Origin of the sequence: Desertibaculum subflavum, assembly GCA_003576705.1 — a bacterium.
Classification (GTDB): Bacteria; Pseudomonadota; Alphaproteobacteria; order Ferrovibrionales; family Ferrovibrionaceae; genus Desertibaculum; species Desertibaculum subflavum.
The window spans coordinates 1-26,440 of sequence record QOZS01000054.1; the positions used below are offsets into that span (position 1 = coordinate 1).

The 26,440-nt window shown below is 67.4% G+C and carries 24 protein-coding genes; 13 read left to right on the forward strand and 11 right to left on the reverse strand.

What is annotated here, in order from left to right; all coding sequences use genetic code 11:
- Positions 1–1,817: P-loop NTPase (locus tag DT074_RS22460; RefSeq protein WP_368744850.1), on the reverse strand; the 1,817-nt coding region annotated here is incomplete at its 3' end.
- Between the two features lie 104 nt (positions 1,818–1,921).
- On the opposite strand from DT074_RS22460, the gene DT074_RS22465 reads away from it, so the two are divergent.
- From DT074_RS22465 to DT074_RS22495, 7 genes are all read left to right on the forward strand, one after another.
- Positions 1,922–3,610 carry a glutamine--tRNA ligase/YqeY domain fusion protein gene (locus DT074_RS22465; RefSeq protein ID WP_119422107.1) on the forward strand — a complete coding sequence of 563 codons (1,689 nt, stop codon included), beginning with the start codon at positions 1,922–1,924 and terminating at the stop codon, positions 3,608–3,610.
- 100 nt (positions 3,611–3,710) lie between these two features.
- Positions 3,711–3,893 (forward strand): hypothetical protein, encoded by a 183-nt coding sequence (locus DT074_RS22470; protein ID WP_119422108.1) that lies wholly within the window; start codon positions 3,711–3,713, stop codon positions 3,891–3,893.
- 109 nt (positions 3,894–4,002) lie between these two features.
- Positions 4,003–4,287, forward strand: a complete 285-nt coding sequence (locus DT074_RS22475; RefSeq protein WP_119422109.1) for a hypothetical protein — start codon at positions 4,003–4,005, stop codon at positions 4,285–4,287.
- A 26-nt stretch (positions 4,288–4,313) separates the two neighbouring features.
- A complete protein-coding gene (locus DT074_RS22480; protein ID WP_119422110.1) occupies positions 4,314–4,685 on the forward strand; it encodes a SpoIIAA family protein in 372 nt (123 codons plus the stop codon).
- A 97-nt stretch (positions 4,686–4,782) separates the two neighbouring features.
- Positions 4,783–5,571: an adenylate/guanylate cyclase domain-containing protein gene (locus DT074_RS22485; RefSeq protein WP_119422111.1), complete on the forward strand. Its 789-nt coding sequence runs from the start codon at positions 4,783–4,785 to the stop codon at positions 5,569–5,571.
- Positions 5,572–5,771: 200 nt separating this feature from the next.
- Positions 5,772–5,960 (forward strand): hypothetical protein, encoded by a 189-nt coding sequence (locus tag DT074_RS22490; protein WP_119422112.1) that lies wholly within the window; start codon positions 5,772–5,774, stop codon positions 5,958–5,960.
- A 111-nt stretch (positions 5,961–6,071) separates the two neighbouring features.
- Complete coding sequence (locus DT074_RS22495; protein ID WP_162915108.1) at positions 6,072–6,218, forward strand: hypothetical protein; 147 nt, start codon at positions 6,072–6,074, stop codon at positions 6,216–6,218.
- 57 nt (positions 6,219–6,275) lie between these two features.
- Here DT074_RS22495 and DT074_RS28585 read toward each other — a convergent pair whose 3' ends face one another.
- From DT074_RS28585 to DT074_RS22510, 3 genes are all read right to left on the reverse strand, one after another.
- Entirely contained in the window at positions 6,276–8,117 is a 1,842-nt protein-coding gene (locus DT074_RS28585) for a methyl-accepting chemotaxis protein (protein WP_368744851.1), read from the reverse strand.
- A gap of 92 nt (positions 8,118–8,209) precedes the next feature.
- Entirely contained in the window at positions 8,210–8,662 is a 453-nt protein-coding gene (locus tag DT074_RS22505; RefSeq protein ID WP_119422114.1) for a cache domain-containing protein, read from the reverse strand.
- Positions 8,663–8,787: 125 nt separating this feature from the next.
- Positions 8,788–9,225, reverse strand: a complete 438-nt coding sequence (locus DT074_RS22510) for a GFA family protein (protein ID WP_162915109.1) — start codon at positions 9,223–9,225, stop codon at positions 8,788–8,790.
- Between the two features lie 101 nt (positions 9,226–9,326).
- Here DT074_RS22510 and DT074_RS22515 point away from each other — a divergent pair, with 101 nt between their 5' ends.
- Positions 9,327–10,070 (forward strand): dienelactone hydrolase family protein, encoded by a 744-nt coding sequence (locus tag DT074_RS22515; RefSeq protein ID WP_119422116.1) that lies wholly within the window; start codon positions 9,327–9,329, stop codon positions 10,068–10,070.
- Here the strand turns inward: DT074_RS22515 and DT074_RS22520 are convergent.
- From DT074_RS22520 to DT074_RS22530, 3 genes are all read right to left on the reverse strand, one after another.
- Complete coding sequence (locus DT074_RS22520; protein WP_368744852.1) at positions 10,067–12,988, reverse strand: FAD-binding and (Fe-S)-binding domain-containing protein; 2,922 nt, start codon at positions 12,986–12,988, stop codon at positions 10,067–10,069. The genes DT074_RS22515 and DT074_RS22520 overlap by 4 nt on opposite strands.
- A 110-nt stretch (positions 12,989–13,098) precedes the next feature.
- Positions 13,099–14,196, reverse strand: a complete 1,098-nt coding sequence (locus DT074_RS22525) for an enolase C-terminal domain-like protein (protein ID WP_119422118.1) — start codon at positions 14,194–14,196, stop codon at positions 13,099–13,101.
- Positions 14,197–14,207: 11 nt separating this feature from the next.
- Positions 14,208–15,965: a thiamine pyrophosphate-dependent enzyme gene (locus DT074_RS22530; RefSeq protein WP_119422119.1), complete on the reverse strand. Its 1,758-nt coding sequence runs from the start codon at positions 15,963–15,965 to the stop codon at positions 14,208–14,210.
- 259 nt (positions 15,966–16,224) lie between these two features.
- Between DT074_RS22530 and DT074_RS28205 the strand changes: the two genes are divergently transcribed.
- Together DT074_RS28205 and DT074_RS22535 are read left to right on the forward strand one after the other, a co-directional pair.
- Complete coding sequence (locus DT074_RS28205) at positions 16,225–16,416, forward strand: hypothetical protein (RefSeq protein WP_162915110.1); 192 nt, start codon at positions 16,225–16,227, stop codon at positions 16,414–16,416.
- 405 nt (positions 16,417–16,821) lie between these two features.
- Positions 16,822–17,058 (forward strand): hypothetical protein, encoded by a 237-nt coding sequence (locus DT074_RS22535; protein ID WP_119422120.1) that lies wholly within the window; start codon positions 16,822–16,824, stop codon positions 17,056–17,058.
- A gap of 167 nt (positions 17,059–17,225) precedes the next feature.
- Here DT074_RS22535 and DT074_RS22540 read toward each other — a convergent pair whose 3' ends face one another.
- Positions 17,226–17,519, reverse strand: a complete 294-nt coding sequence (locus DT074_RS22540; protein WP_119422121.1) for a hypothetical protein — start codon at positions 17,517–17,519, stop codon at positions 17,226–17,228.
- A 197-nt stretch (positions 17,520–17,716) separates the two neighbouring features.
- On the opposite strand from DT074_RS22540, the gene DT074_RS22545 reads away from it, so the two are divergent.
- Together DT074_RS22545 and DT074_RS22550 are read left to right on the forward strand one after the other, a co-directional pair.
- The gene (locus DT074_RS22545; protein ID WP_119422122.1) at positions 17,717–18,754 is read left to right on the forward strand and encodes an LLM class F420-dependent oxidoreductase; all 1,038 of its coding nucleotides are present in this window, start codon (positions 17,717–17,719) and stop codon (positions 18,752–18,754) included.
- Positions 18,755–18,781: 27 nt separating this feature from the next.
- Complete coding sequence (locus tag DT074_RS22550) at positions 18,782–19,198, forward strand: DUF3592 domain-containing protein (RefSeq protein WP_119422123.1); 417 nt, start codon at positions 18,782–18,784, stop codon at positions 19,196–19,198.
- A gap of 101 nt (positions 19,199–19,299) precedes the next feature.
- Here DT074_RS22550 and DT074_RS22555 read toward each other — a convergent pair whose 3' ends face one another.
- Both DT074_RS22555 and DT074_RS22565 read right to left on the reverse strand, forming a co-directional pair.
- Positions 19,300–24,420, reverse strand: coding sequence for a hypothetical protein (locus DT074_RS22555; protein ID WP_162915111.1), 5,121 nt, complete (start codon positions 24,418–24,420; stop codon positions 19,300–19,302).
- Between the two features lie 15 nt (positions 24,421–24,435).
- On the reverse strand, positions 24,436–25,149 hold the full coding sequence (locus DT074_RS22565; RefSeq protein ID WP_162915112.1) for a hypothetical protein: 714 nt from the start codon (positions 25,147–25,149) through the stop codon (positions 24,436–24,438).
- Between the two features lie 190 nt (positions 25,150–25,339).
- Between DT074_RS22565 and DT074_RS22570 the strand changes: the two genes are divergently transcribed.
- Positions 25,340–26,197: a pentapeptide repeat-containing protein gene (locus DT074_RS22570; protein ID WP_162915113.1), complete on the forward strand. Its 858-nt coding sequence runs from the start codon at positions 25,340–25,342 to the stop codon at positions 26,195–26,197.
- On the opposite strand, the gene DT074_RS28590 is transcribed toward DT074_RS22570, so the two are convergent.
- Positions 26,151–26,387 (reverse strand): hypothetical protein, encoded by a 237-nt coding sequence (locus DT074_RS28590; RefSeq protein WP_368744853.1) that lies wholly within the window; start codon positions 26,385–26,387, stop codon positions 26,151–26,153. The two genes, DT074_RS22570 and DT074_RS28590, sit on opposite strands and share 47 nt — an antisense overlap.
- Between the last annotated feature and the right edge of the window lie 53 nt (positions 26,388–26,440).

Here is a 26,440-nt window from a genome sequence, read left to right on the forward strand (position 1 = left end):
ACCGGCTCGGGAGAGCTGGCAGGTTCGGCGGCCGGCGCTGGCGACGGCGCCGCGGCCGGCGGTTCGGCAGCCGGCGGGTCGGCAGCCGGAGCAGCCGGCGCCTGGGCGATCGGCGCCTGGGCCAGCTCGGAAGGTGCTGCCGGCGCCGACCCGGCGACGACCGCCGGCGCAGCGGTATCGCTCGCCAGCGCGGGCAGTGCGGCCAGTGCGATCGCTTCCTCGGCGGCCGTGGCCGGAGGTTCGGGGGGATGATCGGGCGCCGGCAGTGGCTGCACGGGCGACGCGGCCGGAAGCGAGGCCGCCGGCTCGGCGGGTGCTGGTGCCTCGGCGGCTGCCGTCGCCTCCGGGACTGACGCACCAGGCGGCTCGGCCAGAGCCAGGGTCGGAACCGAATCCACCGCCGCTGCCGTCGCGTCGGCAAGGGGGACCGGATCGACGGGCGGCGCCGGCTCGAGCGCGGGTGGCGCTTCGGCGGCTGCCGGACTTTCGGCGACGGCCGGCGACGGTGGCGGGACCGGTTCGGCAATCGCCACCGGTGCCGGTGTGGCGGCCGGCGGGCCCGCCAGCCTGGCCGGCCCGGTCGCCGGTTCAGCCTCGGCCACGGCGGTCGACGCTGCCGATTCCTCCGCATCCAGGGGCTTCAGCGTCAGCACTGGCGGCGGGATGGCGACCACGCTGCGGCTCGGCACCGCCGGCGGCGCGGCATCGGCGACGCCGACCGCAAGCCGCGCCGATTCCACGGTTCGCCAGGCGAGCCAGCCGGCCGTGCCGGCGACACCCAGCAGCGCGATCGTCAGAAGCGCGGTGCGTGCGGCGTGGCCGGAGGGCGGGTGCTGCGCCGCGGGCGGCGGCACCACGGCGGGAAGCGCAGCGGAAGGCGCCAGAACCAATGCTGTCGTCTCGGGCAGCGGCGGCGCGAACACGGCTTCCGTGGCCCAGGCCGCCTCCAGTTCAGGTGCCGCAAGGCGAATGATATCGGCGGGAACGCCACCGGAGCGGTCGGCGATACGTTGCACGGCGGCATTGGAAAGCGGCCACGTCGCCGTGAAGCCCGAGCGCCACAGGCGATGCGCCAGGAACTCGCCCACCATGAAGGTGTCGAGCGGTTCCAGCGCCGCGCATGCGGTCGCGAGTCCGGCCTTGGCCGCGGCATCCGCCAGGCGCTGCAATCGCGCCGCGATCTCCGGCCGGCCGCTGATCACCGCCCGCAGGCCCGAACGGACGCCCTCGCCCGTAGTCAGCCACTGCTGCAAGGCATCCAGCGCCGGCTCGCCGCAAAGCTCTGCCCCGTCCAGCAGCAGAACCGCGGGCGCGCCGCCGGTGCCGAGTTGCTCGTGCCACGGCGCGGCGACGTCGGCGCAATTGAGAAGCACCGCCTTCAGGCGCATCTGCGCCAGCGTTGCCGCAAGCTCGCGCAGCAGCATGGTCTTGCCGCTGCCGGCCGGCCCGGTCACCACGCAGACCGAGGCCGGGTCGCGCCGCAGCGTGGCGAGCAAGGTTTCGCGGATCTGCTTCAGCTCCGGCGAGGCAAAGAACAGCACGGGATCGGGCTCGGGCCCGCAAGGATCGCGCAGGCAGCCGACGCGCTGCCACGCCGGCAGGTCAAAGCCCACCTCCCCCGCCGGCGCAGGGGATGCGCCGGCAGCCGAAGGCAAGTCGGACCCGGACTCGGCACGCGCAGACATGGCCCCACCCGTGGACAGCGGACGGCTAACACAAGCAGTTGTCAGTTCGGTGCAGGCCAGTCCCCCTTCCCCGGGGAATCCGGGCAGGAGGTTGGTAACATTGTAGAAAGTGGCTATAGGCTCGACAAGCATTGCCGGGCTCGCAAACCCGGCGAATTGTCAGATTCGCACGGATTTGGCAGATAGGCCGCCCCCGGAGCGCATCCCACCGGAACAGATCAACGGTCAGGACCCCGATGACAGGCAGTTCGGCAGAGGAAAAGTCAACTGAGGCCGGCCGCGACTTCATCCGCGACATCGTGCAGGCCGACCTGGCGGCCGGGCGGCACAAGGAGGTGGTCACCCGCTTCCCGCCGGAGCCGAACGGCTACCTGCATATCGGCCACGCCAAGTCGATCTGCCTGAATTTCGGCGTGGCGCAGGAATTCGGCGGCCGTTGCCATCTCCGCTTCGACGACACCAACCCGGTCAAGGAGGAGCAGGAGTTCATCGACGCGATCGAGGCCGATGTGCGCTGGCTCGGCTTCGACTGGGGCACGCATCTGTATCACGCATCGGATTATTTCCAGCAGCTCTACGACTGGGCCGAGCACCTGATCCGGAACGGCAAGGCCTATGTCGACGACACGCCGGTCGAGGAGATGCGCGCCATGCGCGGCACTCTCACCGAGGCCGGCCGTCCGTCGATCTACCGTTCGCGCTCGGCCGACGAGAACCTCGACTTGTTCCGCCGCATGCGCGTCGGCGAGTTCCCGAACGGCGCCCGCGTGCTGCGCGCCAAGATCGACCTGAAAAACGGCAACATGAACCTGCGCGACCCGGTGCTGTACCGCATCCTGCACCAGGCCCATCCGCGCACCGGCACCACGTGGTGCATCTATCCGAACTACGACTTCGCGCATGGTCAGTCGGATGCGATCGAGCATGTCACGCATTCGATCTGCACCTTGGAGTTCGAGGACCATCGGCCGCTCTACGACTGGTTCCTCGACAACCTGCCGGTGCCGTCGCGCCCGCGGCAGTACGAATTCGCCCGGCTCAACATCACCTACACGGTGCTGTCGAAGCGCTTCCTCACCGGCCTGGTGCAACAGGGCCACGTACGCGGCTGGGACGATCCGCGCATGCCGACCATCGCCGGGCTCCGCCGCCGCGGCGTGCCGGCGGCGGCGATCCGCGACTTCGTTGCCCGCATCGGCCTCGCCCGCGCCAACAGCGTGGTCGATATCGGCATGCTGGAATTCTCCATCCGCGAGCATCTGAACCGATCCGCGGAGCGCCGCATGGCCGTGCTGCGCCCGCTGAAGGTCGTGATCGAGAACTACCCGGAAGGCCAGACCGAGCAATTCGATGTCGCCAACCATCCGGACGACCCGAGCCTCGGCACGCGCAAGGTGACGTTCGCCCGCGAGATCTATGTCGAGCAGGACGACTTCATGGAGGACCCGCCGAAGAAGTTCTTCCGCCTGGCGCCGGGCAAGGAGGTGCGCCTGCGCAACGCCTATTTCGTGACCTGCCGCGAGGTAGTGAAGGGCCAGTGCGGCGAGGTGGTGGAACTGCGCTGCACCTACGACCCGGCCAGCCGCGGCGGGGCCTCGCCGGACGGCCGCAAGGTGCAGGCGACCTTGCACTGGGTCTCCGCCGCGCACGCCGTCCCGGCCGAAGTGCGGCTCTACAACCCGCTGTTCAAGCGCCCCGATCCCGGCGCCGAGGGCGACCTCGCCGCCGATCTGGCGCCGGATTCGCTCGACGTGCTTCCGGCCGCGCTGGCCGAGCCGGCGCTGGCGCAGGCGGCGCCCGGCACTACCTTCCAGTTCGAGCGCCTCGGTTATTTCGCCGTCGATCCCGACACGCGTCCAGGCCGCCTCGTGTTCAACCGCACGGTCGGCCTGCGCGACAGCTGGGCCAAGGCGCAGAAGGGATAGGCGGCGGCCGGAACCTTCCGACAGCCACCGTGTTGTTGGCCTCGGCCCTTCGCGAAAGAGGCCGGGCGGGGCACCCCCAGCCAACAGCATCGAGGCGTGAATGTCGGCCAGTACGCAGTTTCCGGAGGCCCAGGATCAAAGGGCGCAGGCGAATCTACCGCTGCAACCGGGTGATGATCTCGCCGTCGAGCCGCCGCCGCCCCCGCATCCCGCCATCCTGCTCGGCCTCGCTTTCGGCGCTTCGGCCGGCCTGCTGACGGCGCTGTATCTTCTCTTCTTCTAGCTCAGCGCCGAGCTTCCTCCGGTACCGGCCGCCGCATGAAATCGCGGCGGTCACCGCATCGTATCCGGCGCGCGGGCGTTTCCTGCGGAGACAGCGAAGGGAGCGCCGCATGGCTGGCCGTCAGCCCCGTACCGACACCGAACTGGCGCAACTGGGTGCGCGCATCGACGAGCTCAAGGCGGACCTCGCCCAGGGCATGGAGCCGGAGGCCATCGACCGGATCATGGAGCTCGGCTCGATCCTGCATCGGCATCGCCAGATCGCCGGCCGCAGCGGCGAGCCCGCAGCCGGACGGCCGAGGCCGGAAACCGAAGCCGAGCTCGCGGCCGATCTCGACGTCGTGGAGGAGATGCTGCGCCGCTGGATCGGCCGCGCCGCTCTCCGCCGCGGCTAGCCGGCGCGGAACAGAGGAGAGATGGCATGTACGAAGTGATGCCGGAAAGCGATGGCGACCTGCTTGCCATCAAGGTGCGGGGCAAGCTCGCCAAGTCGGACTATGCGCGCCTCCGTCCCTGGCTGGATCAGCAGCTGGCCGTGCATCCCCGGCCGTCGCTGCTGGTCCTGATGCAGGATTTCGAAGGCTGGAGCGGCGCCGGCGCGCTGGTCGAGGATCTCCGGCTCGACGCGGCTCACTACCGCGACCTGCGCCGCATCGCCATGGTCGGCGACAGCCGCTGGCAGGAATGGATGACCTGGCTCGCCAAGCCCTTCACCGCCGCCGAAGTGCGCTACTTCGACCGCGCCGACCTGACCTCCGCGCGCGCTTGGGCCCGCGGCAGCCCCGTCCACTAGGCCGGAGCGCGGATACCGGATCCGGCGGTTGCACGGCCCAGGCAGTGCCCTAGATCAGCGGCATCGCGTCGACCAACTTCGGGAAAGGACACGCCTCGTGGCCCAGCCCCGCGATTCCGGCGCCGAAGCCGCCGCCATCTGGCGCAAGACGCTGACCGTCGGCCACCCGCCGTTGACGATCTTGCACAAAGTGTTCCGCTATCTGCCCGGACCGCCGCGCTGCAAGATCTGCCACAACCCGTTCGGCGGTATCGGCGGCCGGCTGTGCCGCATGGTCAATATGGCGCCGTCGCGCAAGAATCCGCAGCTCTGCGCTCTCTGCTGCGAGAGCCTCCCCATCGGCGGCGCGGAGGTCGAGATCGCTGTCCTGTTTGCCGATATCCGTGACTCGACCGGCCTTGCCCAGCGCCTCGGGCCGACCGAATTCGCCGCCCTGCTGAACCGCTTCTACGACACCGCCACTGAGGTGCTGATCCGCCACGAGGCCACCATCGACAAGCTGATCGGCGACGAGGTGATGGCCTTTTTCGTTCCTGGCTTCGCCGGGCCCGGCTATCGCAAGGCGGCGGCCGATGCGGCGCGCGCCCTGATGAAGGCCTTCGGTCATGGCACCGGCCCAGGTCCCTGGCTGCCGGTCGGCATCGGCATCGAAACGGGCACCGCCTTCGTCGGCAATGTCGGATCGGAGGACTACGCGGATTTCACCGCGCTCGGCGATCCGGTGAACGCCGCAGCGCATATCCAGTCGGCGGCCGGTCCGGGAGAGATTCTACTCGGCGAGCACGCCTATGCCGCGCTCGGCACCGAGCTTCCACCATGCCGATCGCGCGCGATTGCCGACAAAAGCGGCCGGGCGCTGCAGGTACGCGCTCTCGCCCTCGACTGACGCCCGCCAGAGTTGTGGACACTCCCCATCCGATCGGCGCTGTCGTCGGTGCTGACGCGAACTCCTGGGGCATGGGGCGCATCGATCCGCGCCTGGATCGCGCGCCGCGCCGCAGATTGCACAGGGCCTGAGCCTGCAGCGGAACCTATCCGCCGCCATGGCGTTGCGCTGCTGCCAAGTGTCCCAAGCGGTGCGGATGAATGCGTGCGGAGTCGTATGAGAAGGCCGGCAAGCTCGCGAGCGCTCGCGGCACGGTCCCCCAGGTCGCCCGCCGGGACGTGGCGCTCGCGCCGTCGCGACGCTCCGAACCTTCCGTGCTGGCGCTGCTCGGTATCGCCGTGGGCGCGTGGCTGGGCCTGATCGCCACGGCAACATTGTTGTTCGGCTGAATTCGCGGCGTTGGCTCGCGCCACCAGCGTGACAAATTCGAAGCAATGCTGGGAACCGGCGGCGCCGTGCTGCGTTGCACCCGCGCGCAGGCGCGCGCGGAGGCACCCACCTTGGACACGCTGTTTCTTCTTACTCTGGCGATCGCCGCTGGCATCGTCAGCGTGGGGTTCGTTTATACAGGCGTGGTTCTCTATCGCGAATACCGGCACATGCGGCGCGGATTGCCGCCGCGGCCGCGCGGGCGCCTGGTGCGCTAACCGCTCGCGGCCCTGCCTGCCCGCCGCCAACTTCGCGGCGCGACCGGAGGCAAGGCGCTACGCGGCCCGCACCTTGGCGATGAAGCGATCGACCTCGCCGCGCAGCGTCTCGGCCTGACGGGCGAGCTCGTCCGAGGCGCCGTTGATCTGGCCGGCAGCATTGCCGACCTCGCCCGAGGCCTGGGTCACGCTGGCGATGTTCTTGTTCACCTCGTGGGTGCCGTGCGCCGCCTGCTGCACGTTGTGGCTGATCTCCTTGGTGGCGGCGCCCTGCTCCTCCATCGCCGCGGCGATGGCGGCGGCGATCTCGCTCACCTGCTCGATGGTACGGCCAATGCCCTGGATGGCGCCCACCGCATCGGTGGTCGCCGCCTGCACGGCGTCGATCTGGCGGGTGATCTCCTCGGTCGCCCTGGCGGTCTGCGTCGCCAGGCTCTTCACCTCGGAGGCGACCACCGCGAAGCCCTTGCCGGCTTCGCCGGCGCGGGCCGCCTCGATCGTCGCGTTCAGCGCCAGCAGGTTGGTCTGGCTCGCGATCGAGGTGATCAGCTGCACCACGTCTCCGATCTTGCGCGCCGCCTCGGCCAGGCCGTCCACCGTGTTGCCGGTCGCCCGCGCCTGAGCCACCGCATCGGCCGCCATGCGCGAGGAATCCGTCACCTGGCGTGTGATCTCGTTGATTGAGGCCGAGAGCTCCTCGGCCGCCGCGGCGACCGTCTGCACATTGGCGGACGCCTGCTCGGAAGCGGCCGCCACGGCGGTCGCCTGCCGGCTGGTCTCCTCGGCCGTGGCCGACATCGCGGTGGCCGAGCTCTGCATCTCGCTCGCCGATGACGAAACGCTGTCGACCACCACCTTGACGCTGGCCTCGAAGCCGTTCGCCAGGGTTGCCATGTCGGACTTGCGCCGCTGCTCGGCCTCGGCGCGCATCGCCTGCTCGGCCTTCTGCTGCTCTTCCGCCTTGCGGCGCATCTCGGCCTCGAGGTCGCGCAGCTTGCGCTCGGTCTCCGCAGCGGCATCGTCGGCGAGGCGGCGCTTCTCCGCCTCCTGCTCGGCCTGATGCTCGCGCGCCAGCTCGGCTTCCTGCTGCAGGCGGCGGTTCTCGATGCCGGCTTCCTTGAAGACCTGCACCGCGCCCGCCATGCGGCCGACTTCGTCGGCACGATCGCGGCCGACGATCTCGACCTCGAGATTGCCCTGCGCCAGATCGGCCATGGCAACGGTCATATCCTGGATCGGCCGGGCGATCAGGCGGGAGAAGTACACGGCCGAGCCGAGCGCCAGCACGATCGCGAACAGCGCAGCGACGCCGATGCGCCAGAGCGCGCCGTTCATGGTCGCGGCGCTGTCGGCCGACGCGGCCTCGCGCATCTCGTTGGTGGCGGCGACCAGCGCGTCGAACAGCTGCTCGGTCTCGCCGAACTTGCCTTCGGCATCGGTCATGAACATGGTCGCCGTGAAGGCATCTTCCTCGACCACGCTGGCGACCTGCTCGGCCGCCACGAGATAGGCCTTGAATGATTCGGAGAGCTTCTGCAGCGCCGCCTGACCTGCCGGCGATTCGATGTTGAGCGAGCCGAGCAGGCTGGTCACCGAGGCGAAGGCGTCGAGCGCGCGCTTCTTCTCCTTGCCGATGATGGCGGCCTCGACGTTCTGGCCCTTCAGATTGGTGCCGCGGTAGAGCGTGGCGTGGCCGCGGGTGAATTCGCGCTGCGCATCCTTGGCCGTCGACATGGCGGCGACCGCGCCGTCGAGTTCGGCCGCATCCCCGCGCACGTCCATGTAGACGGAGAGAAACAGGCCCACGATCAGCACGATGATCGCCGCGCCGATGGCGGGCGAGATCAGCGTCTTGACGGTGATGGACAGGTTCTGGAGCCGGGTCTGCAACTGGTTCATGGCAATAATTCGTCCCAATGCCGGCAGGTCGTCCCGGCCGCGCGCCACGCGCGGCCGGGTGACCGTTTGGAAAATGCGATGCGTTTCGGGAATCAGCCCTTATAGGCGCCGACGCCGATCACCACGTCGCCGACACGCACGACGTAGGAGGTCTTGGGCTCGACAGCCTTGGTCTGCGGGTTCTGCCACTTGTAATCGACCCAGCCGGATTCCTTGATCGCGATCATTTCCTGCACGAACGGCTTGCCGTCGACATCCTTGATGTTCAACAGGCTCTTGCCGATCAGGGCGTGGTTGGTGCCGTGCGAGACGGTGACGCCGGAATTGTCGACCACGAAGACATAGAGGTCGCGATCGCGGAAGTTGGCATTCGCCTTGTCGTTGAACACCGCAAAGGCCTTGTCCTTGCCGTTCGACTTCAGGAACTCGGCCGCCTTCATCGCCATGGCCTTGGCCTCGTCCGGCGAGGCCCCGCCGGCCGCCTGGGCCGGTGCCAGCGCGAAGACCGAGAACGCAAAGACCAAAGCCGCAAACAACGCTTTCATGCTCAAATCCTCCAAATCCGTTGCTCCACGGGTGAGATTTGTGGAGCTGAGCGGGGATAATTGGAGGTCCGCCTTGACAAATGCCTAAGACGTATCCGGTTGTAAATTCTTCGGGAATCTCGGCATCACCCCCGGAAATGCCGCTCATGCACTTCAGCGGCCGCGCCGAGATCGGCCCAGTCACGCCGCGAGCGCGCGAAGACATGGCGGAATTCCTGCGCCCGCGCGGTCAGCCAGCCCGCCTCGTCGAAGGCGCCGGCCGGCAAGGTGCGGATGCCCGGCACCGCCTCCAGGGTGAAGCCGAGATTGCTGCCGCAGCGCGTGCAGAACTCGATATCGAGCCAGCGCCCGCTTTCGTCGGAGCGGTGGCGGTAGCGGCCGACGGTGTCGCCCGCGATCTCGATATCGGCCTCGTCGAACACCGCCTCGACGCCGAAGGCCGAGCCGGTGCGGCGCTGGCACCAGGTGCAGTGGCAGACCGTCACGCGCTTGGGCTTCCCGATCGCCCGGAACCGCACCGCGCCGCAGACGCAGCCGCCCGTATGCATTTCGCCGTCGCTCATCGCGGAGCACCTCCTGTGCCAGCATGCCCCGGGCGGACGGCGACAGCCAGGGTTGCGGCGCGTCGCGCTTTGCGCGTTGATGGGCGCGGGAGGAGACATGCATGATCGAACAGATCCTCGACCTGCCGACGCAGGACGGCGCGATGGAGACCTTCATCTGCCGGCCGGAGCGCGGCGGGCCCTATCCCGCCGTGCTGCTCCTGATGGACGCGCCCGGCATCCGCGAGGAGCTCTACGACATGGCGCGCCGGCTCGGCACCGTCGGCTATGTCGTCCTGCTGCCGAACCTCTACTACCGCGCCGGCCGCGACACCAAGTACGGCCCCGACGTGCTGACCCATGGCAGCGCGGAGCACACCCGCATGCGTGCCGTGCGCACCAGGATGACCATCCCACCGGTGATGGACGACGTCGCCGCCATGCTCGCCTTCCTCGACGCCCAGGCCTATGTGAAGCCGGGCCCGGTCGGCACCCACGGCTACTGCATGAGCGGGCCCTATGCGCTTGCCGCCGCCGCGCGCTATCCCGACCGGATCGCCGCCGCGGCTTCGTTCTACGGCACCTGGCTGGTCAGCGACGCGGTGGAGAGCCCGCATCTCACGCTCGGCAAGGCCAGGGGCGAGCTTTACATCGCCTGCGCCGAGCACGATGAACTCGCGCCGCTGCCGATGGTCGCCGAGCTAAAAGGCCTGTTCGAGACGTCCGGTGCCGCCGGCGAGCTCGAAATCTATCCGGGCGTGCATCACGGCTTCGCCTTTCCTCAGCGCTGGTGCTTCGACAAGCCGGCCGCCGAGCGGCATTGGGAGCGGCTCATCGCGCTCTACCGGCGCCGGCTATCGGCTTAGCGGCCTCCGGCCGGCGGGTTGCCGCCGGTGCCCAGCGACTTCGCCAGCAGCTCGGCAATGTGCAGCGTCCGCCGGCCGGTCCCCTGCTCGATCTGCTCGCGACAGCTGAAGCCATTGGCGAGCACTGTCGCGTCGTAGCGCGCGCTGCGGATCCGCGGCAGCAGCGCGCGTTCGGCGGCCGCCATCGAGACATCGTACTTCTCCGCCTCGAATCCGAACGAGCCCGCCATGCCGCAGCAGCCGGCTGCCAGCACCGCGTGATCGAGGCCGATCTTCCGCAACACGCTCAGCTCCGCCTCCGGCTTGATCACCGCATGGTGGTGGCAATGCAGCTGAACCAGCGCCGGGCCATCGATCTCGAAGCGCCTCAGTTCATCGAGGTCCTGCGCCAGGAACTCCGTGAAGTCCAACGTCTGCCGGGCCAGCCGCCCGGCGCGCTCGTCGCCCGGAAGTAGGCCGGGGAGCTCGTCACGAAAAGCGCTCACGCAGGCAGGCTCCAGCCCGACGATCGGGGTCCCTTCGGCAATCTCGCCTTGCAAACTGTCGAAGGTTTGTCGCCATAGCGCCTTGGCCGATTTCAGCATGCCCCAGTCGTAGAGCGGCCGGCCGCAGCAAAGCGGGCGGGCCGGCACGGCGACCTCATAGCCCAACGCCTCCAGCACCTGTGCCGCCGCCCGGGCGGTGCCGACACGGAAATAATTGTTGAAGGTGTCGGGCCAGAGCATCACGCGGCCCTTGCGCCGGGGCTTGGCGGGCCGGGCGCGATGCCAGTCGACAAAGGTCTGACTGGCAAAGCGAGGCATGCGTCGTTGCCGTGCAATGCCGGCCGACCATTTCACCGCATCGGCGATTACGGGCATCTGCATCACGGCATTGGCCACTCCCGGCATCCGCGCCGCCAGCCGCGACCACTGATGGATCAGCCCCATCGTATAGGCGGCGCGCGGGCGGAGACGCCGGGAATAGTGATGGGCGCGAAACTCGGCCTTGTAGGTCGCCATGTCGACCTGCACCGGGCAATCGCTCTTGCAGCCCTTGCAGGCGAGGCAGAGATCCAGTGCCTCTTCCACCTCCCGGCTGCGCCACCGGTCATTGATCGCGCCGCCATGCAGCATCTCGAACAGAAGCCGGGCGCGGCCGCGCGTGGAGTGCTTCTCCTCGCGCGTCACCATGTAGCTCGGGCACATCACGCCCTTCTCGCTGTCGGTTCGCCGGCAGGCGCCGACCCCCACGCAGCGGCGGGTGGCAGTGGCGAAGCTGCCCCCATCTTCCGCGTAGGCGAAGAAATGCTGGACTGGTTCGGGCTGGTATTGCGGGCCGATGCGCAGGTTGGAGGTGACCGGGAACGGCTCCACCACCTTGCCGGGATTCATCCTGCCCTGCGGGTCCCAGATCGCCTTGAACTCCCGGAACGCCTGCATCAGCTCCGGGCCGTACATGCGCTCGAGCAGCGCGCCGCGCGCCTGGCCGTCGCCGTGCTCGCCCGACAGCGAGCCGCCATAGCGCACCACCAGGTCGGCCGCCTGCTCGAGGAACGCCTGCCAGTTGCGGATGCCCCCTTCGGTGCGAAGGTCGAAGGGAACGCGGCAATGCACCAGCCCGTCGCCGAAATGGCCGTAGACCGATGCCTCGTAGCCGTGCCGCGCGAAGAGCGCCTTCAGGTCGCGCAGATAATCGCCGAGTGCTTCGCGCGGCACGGCGCTGTCCTCCCAGCCCGGCCAGCTTTCGGGCATGTCCGGCACATGCGCCGTGGCGGCCAATGCCGCCTCGCGCACTTCCCACAAACGCTTCTGCTGATCGCGGTCGCGCACCAGGTGACCCGCCCCGCCCCGCGCGCGGTGGCTGTCGATCAATCCCCGGGCGGCGGCCGTGGCCTCCTCGTCACTGGCCGCGCCGAATTCCGCGATCAGCCAACTTCCGCCGTCCGGCAGCATGTCCAGGCTCCCGGTCTCCAGGCCCTTGCGACGGATGAACTCGATGAGCAGCCTATCCATCCCTTCGAGCCCGATCGGCCGATCCTCCAGCACCCGCGGAACCGCATCGCCGGCGGCATAGACGTCATCGAAACCAAGCACGGCCAGGACGCGCCGCCTCGGGCTCGGCACTAGGTTCACAACGGCTTTCAGCACGGTGACGCAGGTGCCCTCGGTGCCCACCAGCGCCCGGGCCACGTTGAAGCCGTGCTCTGGCAGGAGCTGTTCGAGATTCTCGTAGCCGGAGACGCGCCGCGGGATGTCCGGATAGCGCGCGCGGATCAGATCGCCATAGCGGGTGCGAAATTCGTCCAGCGCCCGATAGATCTCCGCCCGGCGCCCGCCGCCGGCCGTGATTGCCTGCCGCTCGGCATCATCGGTGCGCCCCACGGTCATCCGCAGGCCGTCATAGGTCAGAACGTCCAACGCCTCGACATTGTCGGCCGTCCGTCCGGCCATGATGGAATGCACGCCGCAGGAATTGTTGCCGATCATGCCGCCGAGCGTGTTGCGGTCATGCGTCGAAGGGTCCGGGCCGAAGGTCAGATCGTACCGCTCGGCCGCGTCGCGCAGCGTATCGAGGATGCAGCCGGGCTCCACTTCGGCAAACTTTCTCCCCGGATCGAGATCGAGCACGTGGTCGAGATATTTGGAGAAGTCGAGCATGACGGCGACGTTGCAGGCCTCGCCGGCCAGGCTGGTGCCGCCACCCCGCGGCACGATCGGCGCCGCATGGCGCCTGCAGGCATCGATGCAGCCGACCACGTCCTCGGCGGAGCGCGGCAGCACCACGCCGAGCGGCACCTGCCGGTAGTTCGAGGCGTCGGTCGCATAGAGCGCGCGGCTGCCGCTGTCGAAACGGACCTCGCCACCAACCGTCCGGCGAAGCTCCTCCGCCAGCGCGCGGCGCGCCTGTTCGGCCATCGGCTCGAATGCTGCGGACACGCGTCCCCCTGCCGTGCGCTCTATCCGGCGACTGTCCTTACGGTCGCTGCGCGGGGTCGCGGCTGCTTGCTCCGACATGGCTGGATCACCTCTTGCTGGTGGGCGGGCGCTCAGACGGCGTACTGCGCCGCGGCGCCCTCCTTGAACTCGATCCCGAGCCCCGGCCGGGAAAGATCCGGGCTGATCGTTCCGCCCCGCGGTACCGGCGCACCGTCGAACAGCATGTTCTCGATGCGGACGTGATCGTGAAACCACTCGACGTTCTTCAGGCCGGCGGCGGCGCAGGCGACAGGCAGATGCAGCGCGGGCGCGGTATGGGTCGAGAGCGGCGTCGAGTAGGCGTCGGCGAGCGTGGCCGCCTGCAGAAAGCCGGTGATGCCGCCGCAGCGGCTCGCATCCGCCTGGAGTACGTCGACGCTTTCGCTCTCCAGCATGCGCCGGAAGTAGAACAGCTCGTAGCCGTATTCGCCGGCGGCGATGTCCATGCCCCCGGGTCCGCGATCGCGCAACAGGCGGAGGCCTTCCAGATCGTCGCTGGAGACCGGCTCCTCGAACCACCGGACGCCGAGCTCGCCGTAGCGCTCGGCGAAGGCCAGCGCCCGCTTGCGCGAGAGCGCCCCGTTGGCGTCGACGTACAGTTCCGCGCTGCCGATGCGCGAGCGCGCCGACGTGACGCGTTGCAGGTCCGAAGCGGGATCGCTGCCCACCTTCATCTTCACGGCGCCGCAGCCTGCTCCCTCCACCCAGCCGGCGAGCTGGTCCCCCAGGCGCGCGTCGTCGTAGCTGGTGAACCCGCCGCTGCCATAGATGGGCACCACATCCCGGCGCATGCCGAGCAGGCGCGCAAGGGGCGTGCCAAGCAGTTTCGCCTTGGCGTCCCAGAGGGCGGCGTCGACGGCGGAGATGGCGCTGGCTGCAACGCCGCGCCATCCGACGTTCCGCACCGCGCCGACCATCGCCCACCAGGCTCTCGGGGTGTCGAAGCAGTCGAGGCCGGCGACCGCCGGTGCCAATGCCTCGGCGACGAGGTCGCGGGCCCCGACACTGGCATAGGTGTATCCGACACCGTGCACGCCGCCGGCCTGCAGCTCGACGACAATTAGGGTCGTGGCATCCCAAGCCATTGTGCCGTCCGCTTCCGGCGCATCGGTCGGGATGCGGAAGGCGCGGGCGGTAAGCCCTTGTACGGGCGCGTCGGGTCTGGCCATGCGACGCTCGCCTAGACCAGCTCGCGCACCTTGTCGGACGCGATCGTGAGCGCGATCTTGCCGCGCGCCGGCGTACCGCGGACCAGGGATTCGGCAAGCTTCGTCGCCTGCTTCAAGGTGGTCTTGGGTGGCATCGGCGGCTCGTGCGGATCGACCACCGCCTGAACCAGCGCCGGCCCGCGTTCCGCCAGCGCCTCGCGAAGCGTGTCTGCGCAACGGGCCGGATCGTCGATGGTATAGGCCGCGATGCCGAAGCCCCGGGCCACGGTGGCGAAGTCGATCGGCTGCAGGTCGCAGACATATTCCGGATTGCCGAGGAACACCATCTGCTCCCATTTGATCTGCCCCAGCGTGTTGTTCTTGATGACGACGATCTTGATGTTGAGATCGTATTTCACGCAGGTGGCGAGTTCGCCCATCAGCATGGTCAGGCCGCCATCGCCGATGAAGCAGATCACCTGCCGGTGCGGATGCGCGATCGCCGCGGCGATCGCATAGGGCAGGCCGCAGGCCATGGTGGCGAGGTTGCCCGAGCAGGAGAACTTCATGCCGTGGCGCATCACGATATGCCGCGCCGCCCAGGTGGTGATGGTGCCGGAATCGGTCGCGACGATGGCGTCGGGATGCAGCAGCTTGTTGAGCTCGTGGGCAACCACCTGCGGCTTCATCGGCCTGTCCTGCCGCGTGCCGCGCTCGACCATCAGCTCGTTCCAGGACTGCACGCCCGACTGCGCCTTCTCGAGAAAGCTGCGATTGTCGCGCCGCGCCAGCTTCGGCAGCAGCGCATTCAGCACCTTCGTCGTGTCGCCGACGAGCCCCGCCTCCACCGGATAGCGCAGCCCGATCCGCTGCGGATCCAAATCGATCTGCACAGCCTTCGCCGCGCCCGGCTTCGGATAGAATTCGATATAGGGGAAGCTGCTGCCGGCGATCAGCAGGGTATCGCATTCCTCCAGCGCCTCCTGCGAAGGCCTGGTGCCGAGCAGTCCGATCCCGCCGGTCGTGTACGGGCTGTCGTCGGGTACGGCGCCTTTGCCGAGCAAGGCCTTCACGATCGGCGCCCCCAGACGCTCCGCCGCGGCTTCGAGCTGCTCGCGCGCGCCGAGAGCGCCCTGTCCGGCGAGGATCACCGTCTTCCTGCCGCCGTTCAGCAGCTCGGCCGCACGCGTCAGCTGCTCTTCGCTCGGCAGCCGCGCCGAAACGGCCATCAGGTCGGACACGTGCTGCGGCACGTTGCGCGGCGAACGCTTGGCCGACCTGACCTCGTGCGATTGCACGTCGACAGGCATGGTCACATGCGCAACGCCCTTGTAGGCAAGCGCGGTGCGGCAGGCGAGCTCGACCACGTTCTCCACGTGGTTCGGGCCCATGATGCGCGTGTTGTAGACGGCGACGTCCATGAACAGCTTGTCGAGTTCCACATCCTGCTGGGTCAAGGTGTGCAGCAGGTCGTGGTATTGCAGCCCGGTGATCGCCAGAACGGGCGCGCCGTCGAGCTTGGCGTCATAGAGTCCGTTCAGGAGGTGGATACCGCCGGGTCCCGAGGTCGCGAGGCAGACGCCGAGGCGGCCGGTCCACTTGGCGTAAGCGCAGGCCGCGAAGGCCGCCGCCTCCTCATGGCGAACCTGCACGAACCTGATCCGCTCCTGCCGGATCCTGAGGGATTCGATGATCCCGTTGATGCCGTCGCCGGGAATGCCGAAAACGGTGTCGACTCCCCAGTCCAGCAGAGATTCGACCAGAACGTCTGCGGCGGTTTGCGTGGCCATCGCTGTGCTCCGATTGGGTTGGATCGGTTAGCGACGGGTACCCGCCGGCACCTGTTGCCGCCGCTCTCCTGCGGTTAACAGCGCGTCGCCGGAACTGTTCCGACCGAACCGGATTTTGCCGCCGCGCGAGGTGACAACCGTCCAGAGGAGCGTGAACGCGGTCCTTCACGCCCCTCTCACGCTGGGCTGACGCCACCTCGCGCATAAGGGACCCGGCAGCGGCCCGATCGGCGGGCCGGCGCAGCGGTGGAGAGGACTCATGCTGGGATCCATGCAACCGGGGCGGTGCGTCATCGCCTCCCTGATGTCGACGAGCGAAAGGCAGGATGGCGGCCAGCCGGGGCGGCCCTGGGCCGACCGCAGCGGCCTTCTGCACCCGACCGCCCTGCCGCTCGGCTTCGCGCTCGGCTGCTGCCTCGCCGTGGTCACCGCGCTGATCGTGTTCTTCTGACCGCTTAAAGCGCGGCGGACCGCATGGTAAATGTCCGGAAACTTTACAGTCGGGATTCGCCTTAACTGAAATTCTGCCGGCAATCAGCCGACTTATCGGGATGGCCCGGCCGTTGCATTTATGTGGCTGACGCTTGGCTCGGTGTGCGTTGAGTGGTGCGGGCACGGGTGTGAACATGTGGCGGCACGGATGGTTACTGCTGGTTCGCGGCAACGGAGCGCCTGAATACTCGCGCATACGTGACGACCGCCGCCGCCACGACTTCACCCTCCTGAGGCTGCACCACCGCGACGGACAGCCGGGACGAGGTCGACCCCGACCAGCTTCGCTGCCGCCGCACTTGCGGGCGGCGACCCCGCCGTCCCCCGACGGCGCAACAAGGCAGTAGTGTCAGAGGAGAGTGAGATGGACCAGGACAAGGACGCGATCTTCGCCGAGATCATCGACACCGCGCTGCAGCGCCACAGCGTCAGCGTGGAGACCCGGGGCCACAACCCGATCTTCGTCGAGCGCACCTCGGCCAACGTGCTGATCGTGCGCCAGCGCGACAAGACCGGCCTGACCCGCATGTTCCGCGTCGAGGTGACGGCCGAGGTGGCCGATCCCGCCGCCCGCTATCTGCTGGAAGCCGCCGCGGCCTGATCCGCGGCAGACGGTCGGGGGACGGCGCGGCGGGGCCTCGTGCCTGCCGCGCCGCGACCGCCCGCGCTCACGCGTTCCGCCGCCGGCCAATGCCGGCGCGGCGTCGAGCGAGTGACGCAAGCGCGTTGATGGGCGCGCGACTTACCTCACGAAGCTGATCTGAAGTGTTACCGCTCGGCGCTGAGCGGTGCTGCCGCGCGCAGGCCGTGCTCGGCCATCATGTTGGCGCGCTTTCGCATCTTGATCGCGGCGGCGCGCAGGCGCTTGTCGTTGTCGTGCAGCGCCATCAGCGTCGCCACATGGGCCACCACGTGGAACTGCATGGCGCGTTCGAGGGTCTTGTCGAGCGATGGCGTTTCCATGGCGGCATGTTGCTCCAAGGACGAGGCCTGCGGCTGTGATAACCGGGTGATCTCGCGCTGCACCATGACCTCGCGCGGCCCATTGTCTTGGCGCTGCATCGGCGTTTCCCCGTTAACCTTCCGCCCCGCTGCCGGGGCGCGCTTGGCCGGAACAGCACCACGTTCCGCGCGGCCGTGCAAGCGTCCGATGGCCGTCGAATCCGGCAATCGTGCTTAACGCCGCTTCTGGCCGGTGCGCCGATCCACTAGCATGCGCGACCTGACCAGGCTCGCAATTTCAGGGAAGGAAGCGACCCATGAAGCTCGGCATGCTCGTCGGATATTCCGGCGCCGAGGTGAAACTGCCGATCGAGCAGATCCTGGAGGCGGAGCGGCTCGGCTTCGATTCCGTATGGACGGCGGAGGCCTACGGCTCGGACGCGGTGACGCCCGCCGCCTGGATCCTGGCGCAGACCAGGAAGATCAAGGCCGGCACGGCCATCATGCAGATCCCGGCGCGCCAGCCCTCGATGGTGGCGATGACCGCGATGACGCTCGACCAGCTGTCCGGCGGGCGCTTCATGATCGGCGTCGGCCCCTCCGGCCCGCAGGTCGCCGAAGGCTGGTACGGCATGCCGTACCCGAAGCCGGTCACGCGCACCCGCGAATATGTCGAGGTCATCCGCAAGATCCTGGCCCGCGAGGACGCGCTCAACTACCAGGGCGAATGCTTCCACATCCCGAACACCGGCCCGGGCACCACCGGCCTCGGCAAGCCCCTCAAATCGATCCTGCATGGCAACCCGAAGATCCCGATCTACACCGCCGCGATCACCCATGCGGGCGTGCGCCTCGCCGCCGAGGTGGCGGACGGCTTCTTCCCCGTATGGATGAATCCTGAGCGGTTCGACATCTTCAAGCCGGCGATCGAGGAAGGCTTCGCCAAGGCACCCGGCAAGAGCCTGAAGAATTTTGACGTCGCGCCCTTCATCAACTGCGTCATGGGCGACGACCTCGAAGCCTGCCGCAACCAAGTGAAGCAGAACCTGGCGCTTTATATCGGCGGCATGGGCGCGCGCGACAAGAATTTCTACAACGACTACGCGATCCAGCTCGGCTATCCCGACGCGGCCAAGCAGATCCAGGATCTCTTCCTCGGCGGCCAGAAGCGCGAGGCGGTGGCCGCGGTGCCGGACCAGCTGGTCGACGACGTCGCCCTGGTCGGCCCGGCGGCGCGCATCAAGGACCGGCTCGGCGCCTGGAAGGCGGCGCATGGGCAAGGCCATGTCGGCACCATGATCGTCGGCGTGCGCACGCCCGCGGCGGCGCGCCTGCTGGCGGAGGAACTGCTCTAGCCGGATGACCCGCGCGAGGGGGCGCGGATGGATTCGGCGATGTTCATCTTCGGCTCGGTGCTGCTCGGCCTCGGGCTCTGGATCGTCTTCGACGATCTCCGCTTCCGCACCCGCTCGCGCCGGGCCTTCGCCACCGTGCTGTCGACCGAGAAGGTGGTGACGATGATCAACGAGGGCCAGGGCTCGGACGGCCGGTTCCGCCAGCGCGAGCACGTCGCCTGGAAGACACGCTACACTTTCCGCGCCGGCGGCCGCGACTACACCAACGAGGGCGAATTCCCGAGCGAGCCCGGCAAGGTGGTCTCGATCTGGTACGACCGCAAGAACCCGGAATGGGCGCGCACCTTCCGCTCGAAGGTGGAGTTCGGCTGGATTCTGATCGTGACCTCGCTCATCCCTTACGGCTTCTGGCTGATCGAGATCGGCGTCATCCCGCTGCCTTAGGTCTCTGCACCGACGCCAATCGGACGGTCCGCACGAGCGCGTCGAATCCCGTCGCGCGGTGGACAGCTTCTCCCAGTTACACTAACCCAACGCCAGAGTACTCAGGATCGTTGTCCGAACAGGTCCGACTTGATGGCGTGATACGCCGCCTGAACGATACCCGCCATGTTCAGGTCGCTCGGACGCGCCAGGGGAAGGTCGACATCGAACTTGAAGCTACGGCCGGAGACGGACGCATCCAGATGAAGCCTGACGGGCTTTCCCGCCATGGCGTCCCGCAGGCTGCCGTGAACTGTCGCCGCATTCACGACCAGCGAGGCGAGCGTCTTCAAGATGCCCGATTCCGCCTTTAGAGCGGCATCATAGGCGGCCTGATAGGTCGCGATCTCGGCATCCTTGATCAGCGCCTTTTCGGCCTCCGCTACTCGGCTCTTTGCCGTGTTCAGCTCGCTCAACAGCCACTGTTCGAGATCGAGGGCAGTCTGCCCTCCAGGCAGTTTCGCCACCTTCTGGTTGACAGCGTCCAAGGCGTGCTGCGCCGCCGACAGGGAGTTCCGGCGCGCCTCCGCGAGCGCCTTGATGCGATCCACCGCCTGTTTCGCGGCCTCGATATCCGACGCGACATGGGTCAATCCGGGAGACCCTGGGCGCAGTTCAGTGGCGATCTCATTGGCCAGCCAGGGCCCGAAATGCGAGCTGAAGCTGCCGTCGATGGTGAAGTCCGTAAGATGCGCGAGATCCGTCCCGGCCGTCTTCGCGTCCCAGGTCAGCTTTCCCATCTGACCGAGATCCTCCACCTTGTGGAATCGCAGTCCCTGCTTCTCCACGACGATCTCGACGTCCTGGCGCGTGCCCAGCAGCCGAGTATCGGCCAGGATCTTGAAATGCGGGTCAAGCCCGACGGAAGCATCGATGTCGACCTTCGCCCGATCGATCCTCAACGGGCCGATCTGTTTGACGTCAAGGTCGCCAGCCGCCTTCAGGCCGGTAAAGGTCAAGCTGGTATCGACCCGACCGAGATCGAGGCCGCCGAACCACAGCTGCCCGGCCAGCGCGACGCCCGGCTCCAGGTCGAGCTGCGGATCGCCCGATCCGGGCATGACCAGCTTGGCCTTTATGTTCTTGAAGTGGAACGCAGGCAGTTGGTCCACCGGCAGCAGCTGGCTGATGTTCGGCGCGTTCCTGATCTTCTGCTCGTACCATTCGACCGAGCCTGCGGCCTTCCTGTCGCCCAGCTTCCGGAGCGTCGTCTCCAGCAGCTTCGTGAAGAACGGCTGTGCCAACGCGGTCTTCAGATAGACCTCGCCCATCGCCAGGTAGGTGTTCAACCCGAACTCCTGTGCGTCGAAGGCAAACGCGAGCTTGGTCGGCGTCAGCGCCTCGGGAATGGCCGCCACCAGGATGTCGTATCCGATGCGGTCGCCATCGACGACCTCCTGCGCCTTCATTCCGATCTCGACGGCGGAATCCGCGTCGACGCCGAGCTTGAACGTGACCTCCTCCAGGTCGAGGCCGATCATTCCCATGGCATTCGGCCATGTGCCCTTGACGGAGCCCAAGGTCCGTATTCCGACGCCGCCTGAACCGCCGAGTTCGACACCCAGCTGCAGCGTCACCAGCTTCGGCTGACGATTAGCCAGGCCCAGCACCATTTCGGCATCGACCTCGATGCCGAGATCGACGACCGAACCGCCATAGGCCAGATAGAATGCACCGCCGACATCCTTGGCCGGGTTCAGGAATCGCGGCAGGGACTTGGGGATCGGTGTCCGCGGCAATCTCGCCTTCAGGTTCAAGCGCGGCACGCCGCTGAGAATGCCGCCGACGCCGCCGCCCAGCACGACGGGGTCGGTGATGCTCAACCGTGTCAGCGCGGCCTTGAGGTCGCCGCCGAGCGACTTGGGGTCGAGCGGCGCCAATATGCCGACGCCCTGCGCGACTTCCATGCGGTAGCCCGGATCGGTCGAGACCACCGCCATGATGCGGCGAACCTCTTCCGGCACCTGCCCGATATTGGTCTGCGTGATCGCATGCGTGCTGAGCGTCAGCACCAGCTTCGGCAGCTCGATCCGGCCGAACTCGGTCTTCGCCAGCGGCGGTATCAGCTTTCCCAGGCTGAAGCTTTCGAGCGAGTAGAACAGCGTCACCTGATCCCGCTCGGGCCCGCCGAAATAGACCGCCGCCCTCTGCGTGACGTTCTTCGGCTTCCAGGTCAGGTCGCCGGCCAACTCCCTGGTCGAGACGGCAAGATTGGCGAATGCGAATTGATCGACGCCCGGCAGCTTGCCGATATGCGGAAGATCGCTGACATCGATCCGGCTGGGCAGGCGAAACACGATGTCCTCGATCTTGCCGTCTGCGACGATCAGCTCCGCCTCCGTCTTGATCGGCGCCTTTCCGTTGATCGAGGCCTTGGCGTCGATCTTGAAGTCCAGGGCCTTGGATTTCTGACTGCTCTCCTCGAGATCGGCGCTGATCTCGATCTCCTTGAGCGATAGCCATTGCAGCCCCAGCGGATGCTGCCAATCGTGCTTGGCGGATGCGGCGAACTTGAGCGCCTTCGCCGCGCCGCCGATTTCCTTGTCGACTTCGATGCCGCCGGCCAGGTCGAGCGGCGATCCGCGAATGGTCAGAATGAGATCGCCCTTGATGCCGACATCGACGCGGGCATGATCTGGCTGGCTCGGCTCCTTCTCGCCTTTGAGGGAGAAGACGGCGCGCTTGAACTCCATTCCGCTCGGCAGGTGTGCCGGCTTGAACGCCGGCATCGGCGCCGTGATGTCGATCGATTCGATGATCTGGACGGCAATCTGCTTCGCCTGATCCCGCGCCGGACGCAGCACCGCCGGATCGATGGCACCGCTCAGCGGCAGCTTTCCCTGTCCCAGGCCGCCGAAGCCGAGCTTCTCGAACATTGCGTTGGCGCCGCCCGGGCTCTGCAGGTCGAGATGACCGAAGAAATTCAGGCCGGCCTTCAGGTCCACCTTCCCTGTCCCGCCGCCATGCGCAAACGTGAACTTCGGAATGACGGGCTTCGGCAGATCGGCGAACGAAATCGATCGCGCGCCCCCGTCGCCGGCAGTGCCTTCCTTCGGCACGTAAAGGAACATCGCGTTGTCGACATGGCCGAGGTCGTCGATCGGCGTTCCCTTGAGCAGAGGCACATAGTCGGAGAACCTGAACCGGTCGTGGACCACCAGGATGTTCGGCACTTTCCTGCCCTGGGAGGCGAACAGGTAGACGGTGGTGTCCTCGGCCCTGAAGCGTGCGGTCAGCGACAGGAAGTCGTTCCGCAGGCGAGCTTCCGTCACCTTGACGGCATCCAGCCCGGGCAGGTCGACCGACCCGGGGACGAAATCGGCGATCGAGAGGGTGGCACTCGAGATCGCGACCTCGATGAACGGCTTCTTGTCGTCGTCGCGTATGAACCTCCCCTTCAGCGTCACCGGCTTGCGCTTGAAGGCCGCCGCGCCCGCCAGATCGAATCGGGCTTCGGTCTTGTTGTCCGCCAGCCTGGCGATGCCGAAATCGACCGCGAGGCGGCTCACCTCCAGGTTCGGCACCGTCGGCAGCAGATCCGACGGCTTGGGCAGCCGTCCGCCGATCGAAACGAAATCCTCGCCGATGGCGGGCTGGTCCCGGAACGACATGGTGGTGTCGACCGCACCCTGCCGGCCCGCCAGCTGAATGTGCATGACGGTCGTTCCGCTGCCTTCGATCTTGCCGGCCTTGGCCTGGAAGCGCAGCTCGGCCGGTCCGGAATCGACGACCCCCGCCAGCGACGTCGGCGCGAGCCCGGGAAGATTGATCCGGACGCGGATGTCGTTGATATCCTTCGAGGTGGAGGCCGCCTTGCCGTCCGCGAAGTGGCGAACGAAATCGCCGCCCACCGATCCGTCGATCCGGATCGGGCCGGGCTTGATGCCAAAGGCCTGCTCGAACGCCAGAAGGGTTCCGGTGAACCGTTCGACTTCCGCGAAGAAGTTGACGCCCTGTTTGAGGACGATCGCGCCTTCCTTGTTGGCGAATGCCCGCACGGCGGGTTGAAGTGCCTTCGGAAGGCTCGTGATGTGGATGTCGTTGTCGACTTCGGCGACGACGATACCCGACGATTTCAAGTGCACGTCTTCCAGCCCGCCGAACCGGCCTTGGGCCACCTGGGCAAAGGAGAAGCTGCCGCGCGAGAACGCCAGATTCCAGCTCCCGCCCTGTCCGGCCGGTTTGGGCCCGGCGGGGTGCCCTGCATCCGCTGTCGGTGCCTTGCGGCCTGGCTTGGACTCTGGGACGGGCGCCGGATGCGGCTGGAGCGCCGACGGTGCGGGATTCCGCGGATGCAGCGGGCTCACCTCGACAGCGCTGCGGGCGGAATGATCGGTGGCACGCGCCATCGACGGCCCCAGCGCCGTCGCATGTTGTCGGCGCGCCTCGATGGCGCGCAGCGCACGCTCTCGCAGCTCCTCGCGCGTCAACGATGCGGCATCCGGATGCGCCGCGCGGCCCGCTTCGATTGCCCGGTGAGCGCCCGCTGTGAGGTCGCCGGCAATGGAGTTGCCCTGAAGCGGGTGCAGATGGTGCGGATCGGCTGGCTTCAGCGCGCGCTGTCTATCCTTGCGCGCCTCGTGTTTCGCGGCATCGAACGCATCCTCCGCATGTTGCCGGCGCGCTTCGATCGCGCGCCTCGCCCGCTCGCGCAGCGCTTCCTGGCTCAGTGGAGCCGCGTTCTGGCTCGGGTGCCGCTCGGCGGCGATTGCGCGCGGTCCGTCGGGAGCACCCCTTTCGGCCGCAGGCGTCTCCTGTCGCGCGCTCGAAACCGGCCCCTGGGCGCCACTTTTGGCCGGAAAGATCACGACGGCCAGGCCGCTCTCTCCGAGCGACGCGCTGTACCCGTCCGGTCCGCTATGCAGGTTCACGAGCTTCAGTGATTTCAGCGCAGGGATGCGCGCCAGCGCGGATCTGATTTCCGCCAGCTCGTCCGGCTCACCAGCATCCCGCGCAGCGGCCACGCCGCGCCCGCGACTGGGCTCGCGAAGCCCGGACGGTATCGGCGGCGACTGAGCAAACTGCGGCCGTGCGGGCCCGATGCCGGATGTTGCCGCCGGCGCATCGCTTGAAACGACGTGAGGTACCGCCGCCGACGACCGGCTCTCCGCCGCGGCTGACAGCGGCCAGCCGCAGGCCGACACGGCAAGGTAGAGTAGCACCCGGGGCTTCGCGGCAAGCATGACGCCCCCCTGTCGTTAGTTTCCGCACCACCCGTAAAGGTCGCCGGTGGAAGCGCAGAGCGCAGTGCAGATCGTTGCGCTCGAATTCTTCGAGCAATAGTCGCTGCAATCGCTTCCCTCGGGGCTGGACGCACAGGCTTGCGCCGCGCTGCCGCCGCCAGAGCGATCGCTCTTGCCTTTGGAGCGCGACTTTCCGTCGCCGCCGGACGTGTCCGAAACGGTCGCCGCCGGCAGGGTGACCGGTGCGCGCTGTCCCGGTGGCGTGCCCTGCTGGACTTGCGCCGGACCGATACGTTCGATCGTTCTCAGCACTTCGCGGAACAGCCCGGCCTTCTGGTCGTCGGTGAAGTTCGAGTTCATGAACAGCTCGCAGGTCCGATAGAGCAGGTCGCGAACCATCAGCACGTTCGCTGATCGCCCGCCCAGCCCGTCCTGCTCGACATCCTGGTCGTCGTCCCCCTTGTCCTGACCGCCCAGGTTGACGAGGGTAAGAGAGAAATCGACATCCACATCGGCGCTGGTGGCGGCGTCGGGAGGCGGTTCCGTGCAAACGACCGTCCGCCCGCTGCGGTCGGAGATGATGGTGTGACGCTTGCCCGACGTCGTCGAGATGATCCGCTTGCCCTCCCTCGACAGATCGATCTGCTCCGCGCGAAGCACGTCTTCGACGCTGCTGCAGGAGGCCGCCATAAGTCCGCAAAAAAGGACGGCAAGAGCTTCGCGGTACATTCTCATGAACGCCCCCCCAAGTCGGCCGTGAGCCGACGCACGTCCGCTTTTTTGTCAGTCTAACTTTAAAGCTCACCGGTCGCTAGCATTAGCTATGCTAGTCTTTTGGCAATAAGGTCGGTCTGATCCACAATTCGACCGCATGCATCGGCCAATTCATCCGATCGCAGAATGCGATCAAGGGGGAGTGATGCGGCTTCTTACAGCGATCATTTCCGCGATGGTGGCGGTTTCTCTACCGGAATACTGCCTTGCGTTCAGCGAATCTGCCCTTGCCAAGCTGCGCGACACGCGGCACTGCGCGCAATGCGACCTCAAGGGCGCCGACCTTTCGGGGATGGATCTGCGCAACGCCGACCTCAGCGGCGCCGATCTCCGCGGCGCCGATCTCAGCCATGCGAGGCTGGTCGGCACCAATCTCGAGAACGCGAATCTCGAAGGCAGCCGGGTCTACGGCATCTCGGCCTGGCGGCTGCGGCTGAGCGGAGCGCGGCAATCGGGCCTGATCGTGACGCCACCGGGACAGCCGGAAGTGACGACCGACAATCTCGAGATGGCCCCGTTCATCTTCCTGCTGCTGGACAACACCAAGCTGCACGATGCGATCGACAGCCTGACCGAGAAGGTCGTGCTGATCCTCGGCCGGTTCACGCCGCCGCGAAAGCAGATCCTGGATACGATCCGCGCCGAGCTGAAGGCCCGCAACTACACCCCTGTCGTCTTCGACTTCGAGAAGCCAGGGAAGCGCGACATCACGGAGACGGTATCGCTGCTCGCCAACATGTCGCGCTTCGTCATCGCCGATATCACCGAAGCCAAGAGCATCCCGCAGGAGCTGTCGCAGATCGTACCCAACCTGCCCTCCGTGCCGGTACAGCCGATCCTGAAAGCCGGTTCCGACGAGTACAGCATGTTCGAGCATTTCAAGCGCTATCCCTGGGTACTCGAAACCTATCAGTACAAGGACGTCGACGATGTCACCGCCGCGCTCGGGACCCGAATCATCGACCCGGTCGAGCAGAAGGCAAGCGCGCTGCGCCCGAAATGAAATGACCGGCATCGCCTAGACGACGTAAGCCGGCCTCAGCCCGACATGGAGGCGCAGCACATACATTTTGGAAAGCGCCGCGCACGAAGCTCATCCCGATGATCGACGCGACAGCGCCGTGCAGCCAGTTCAGGATCTCGTCGGCAAACAGCGCGATCAAAGATGCGATGGCGAGATTGGCGATCAGCATCGAGCCCAAGGTTCTGTTGTATGGCCCCTACAGGCCCGACTTGCCTGGGGTCG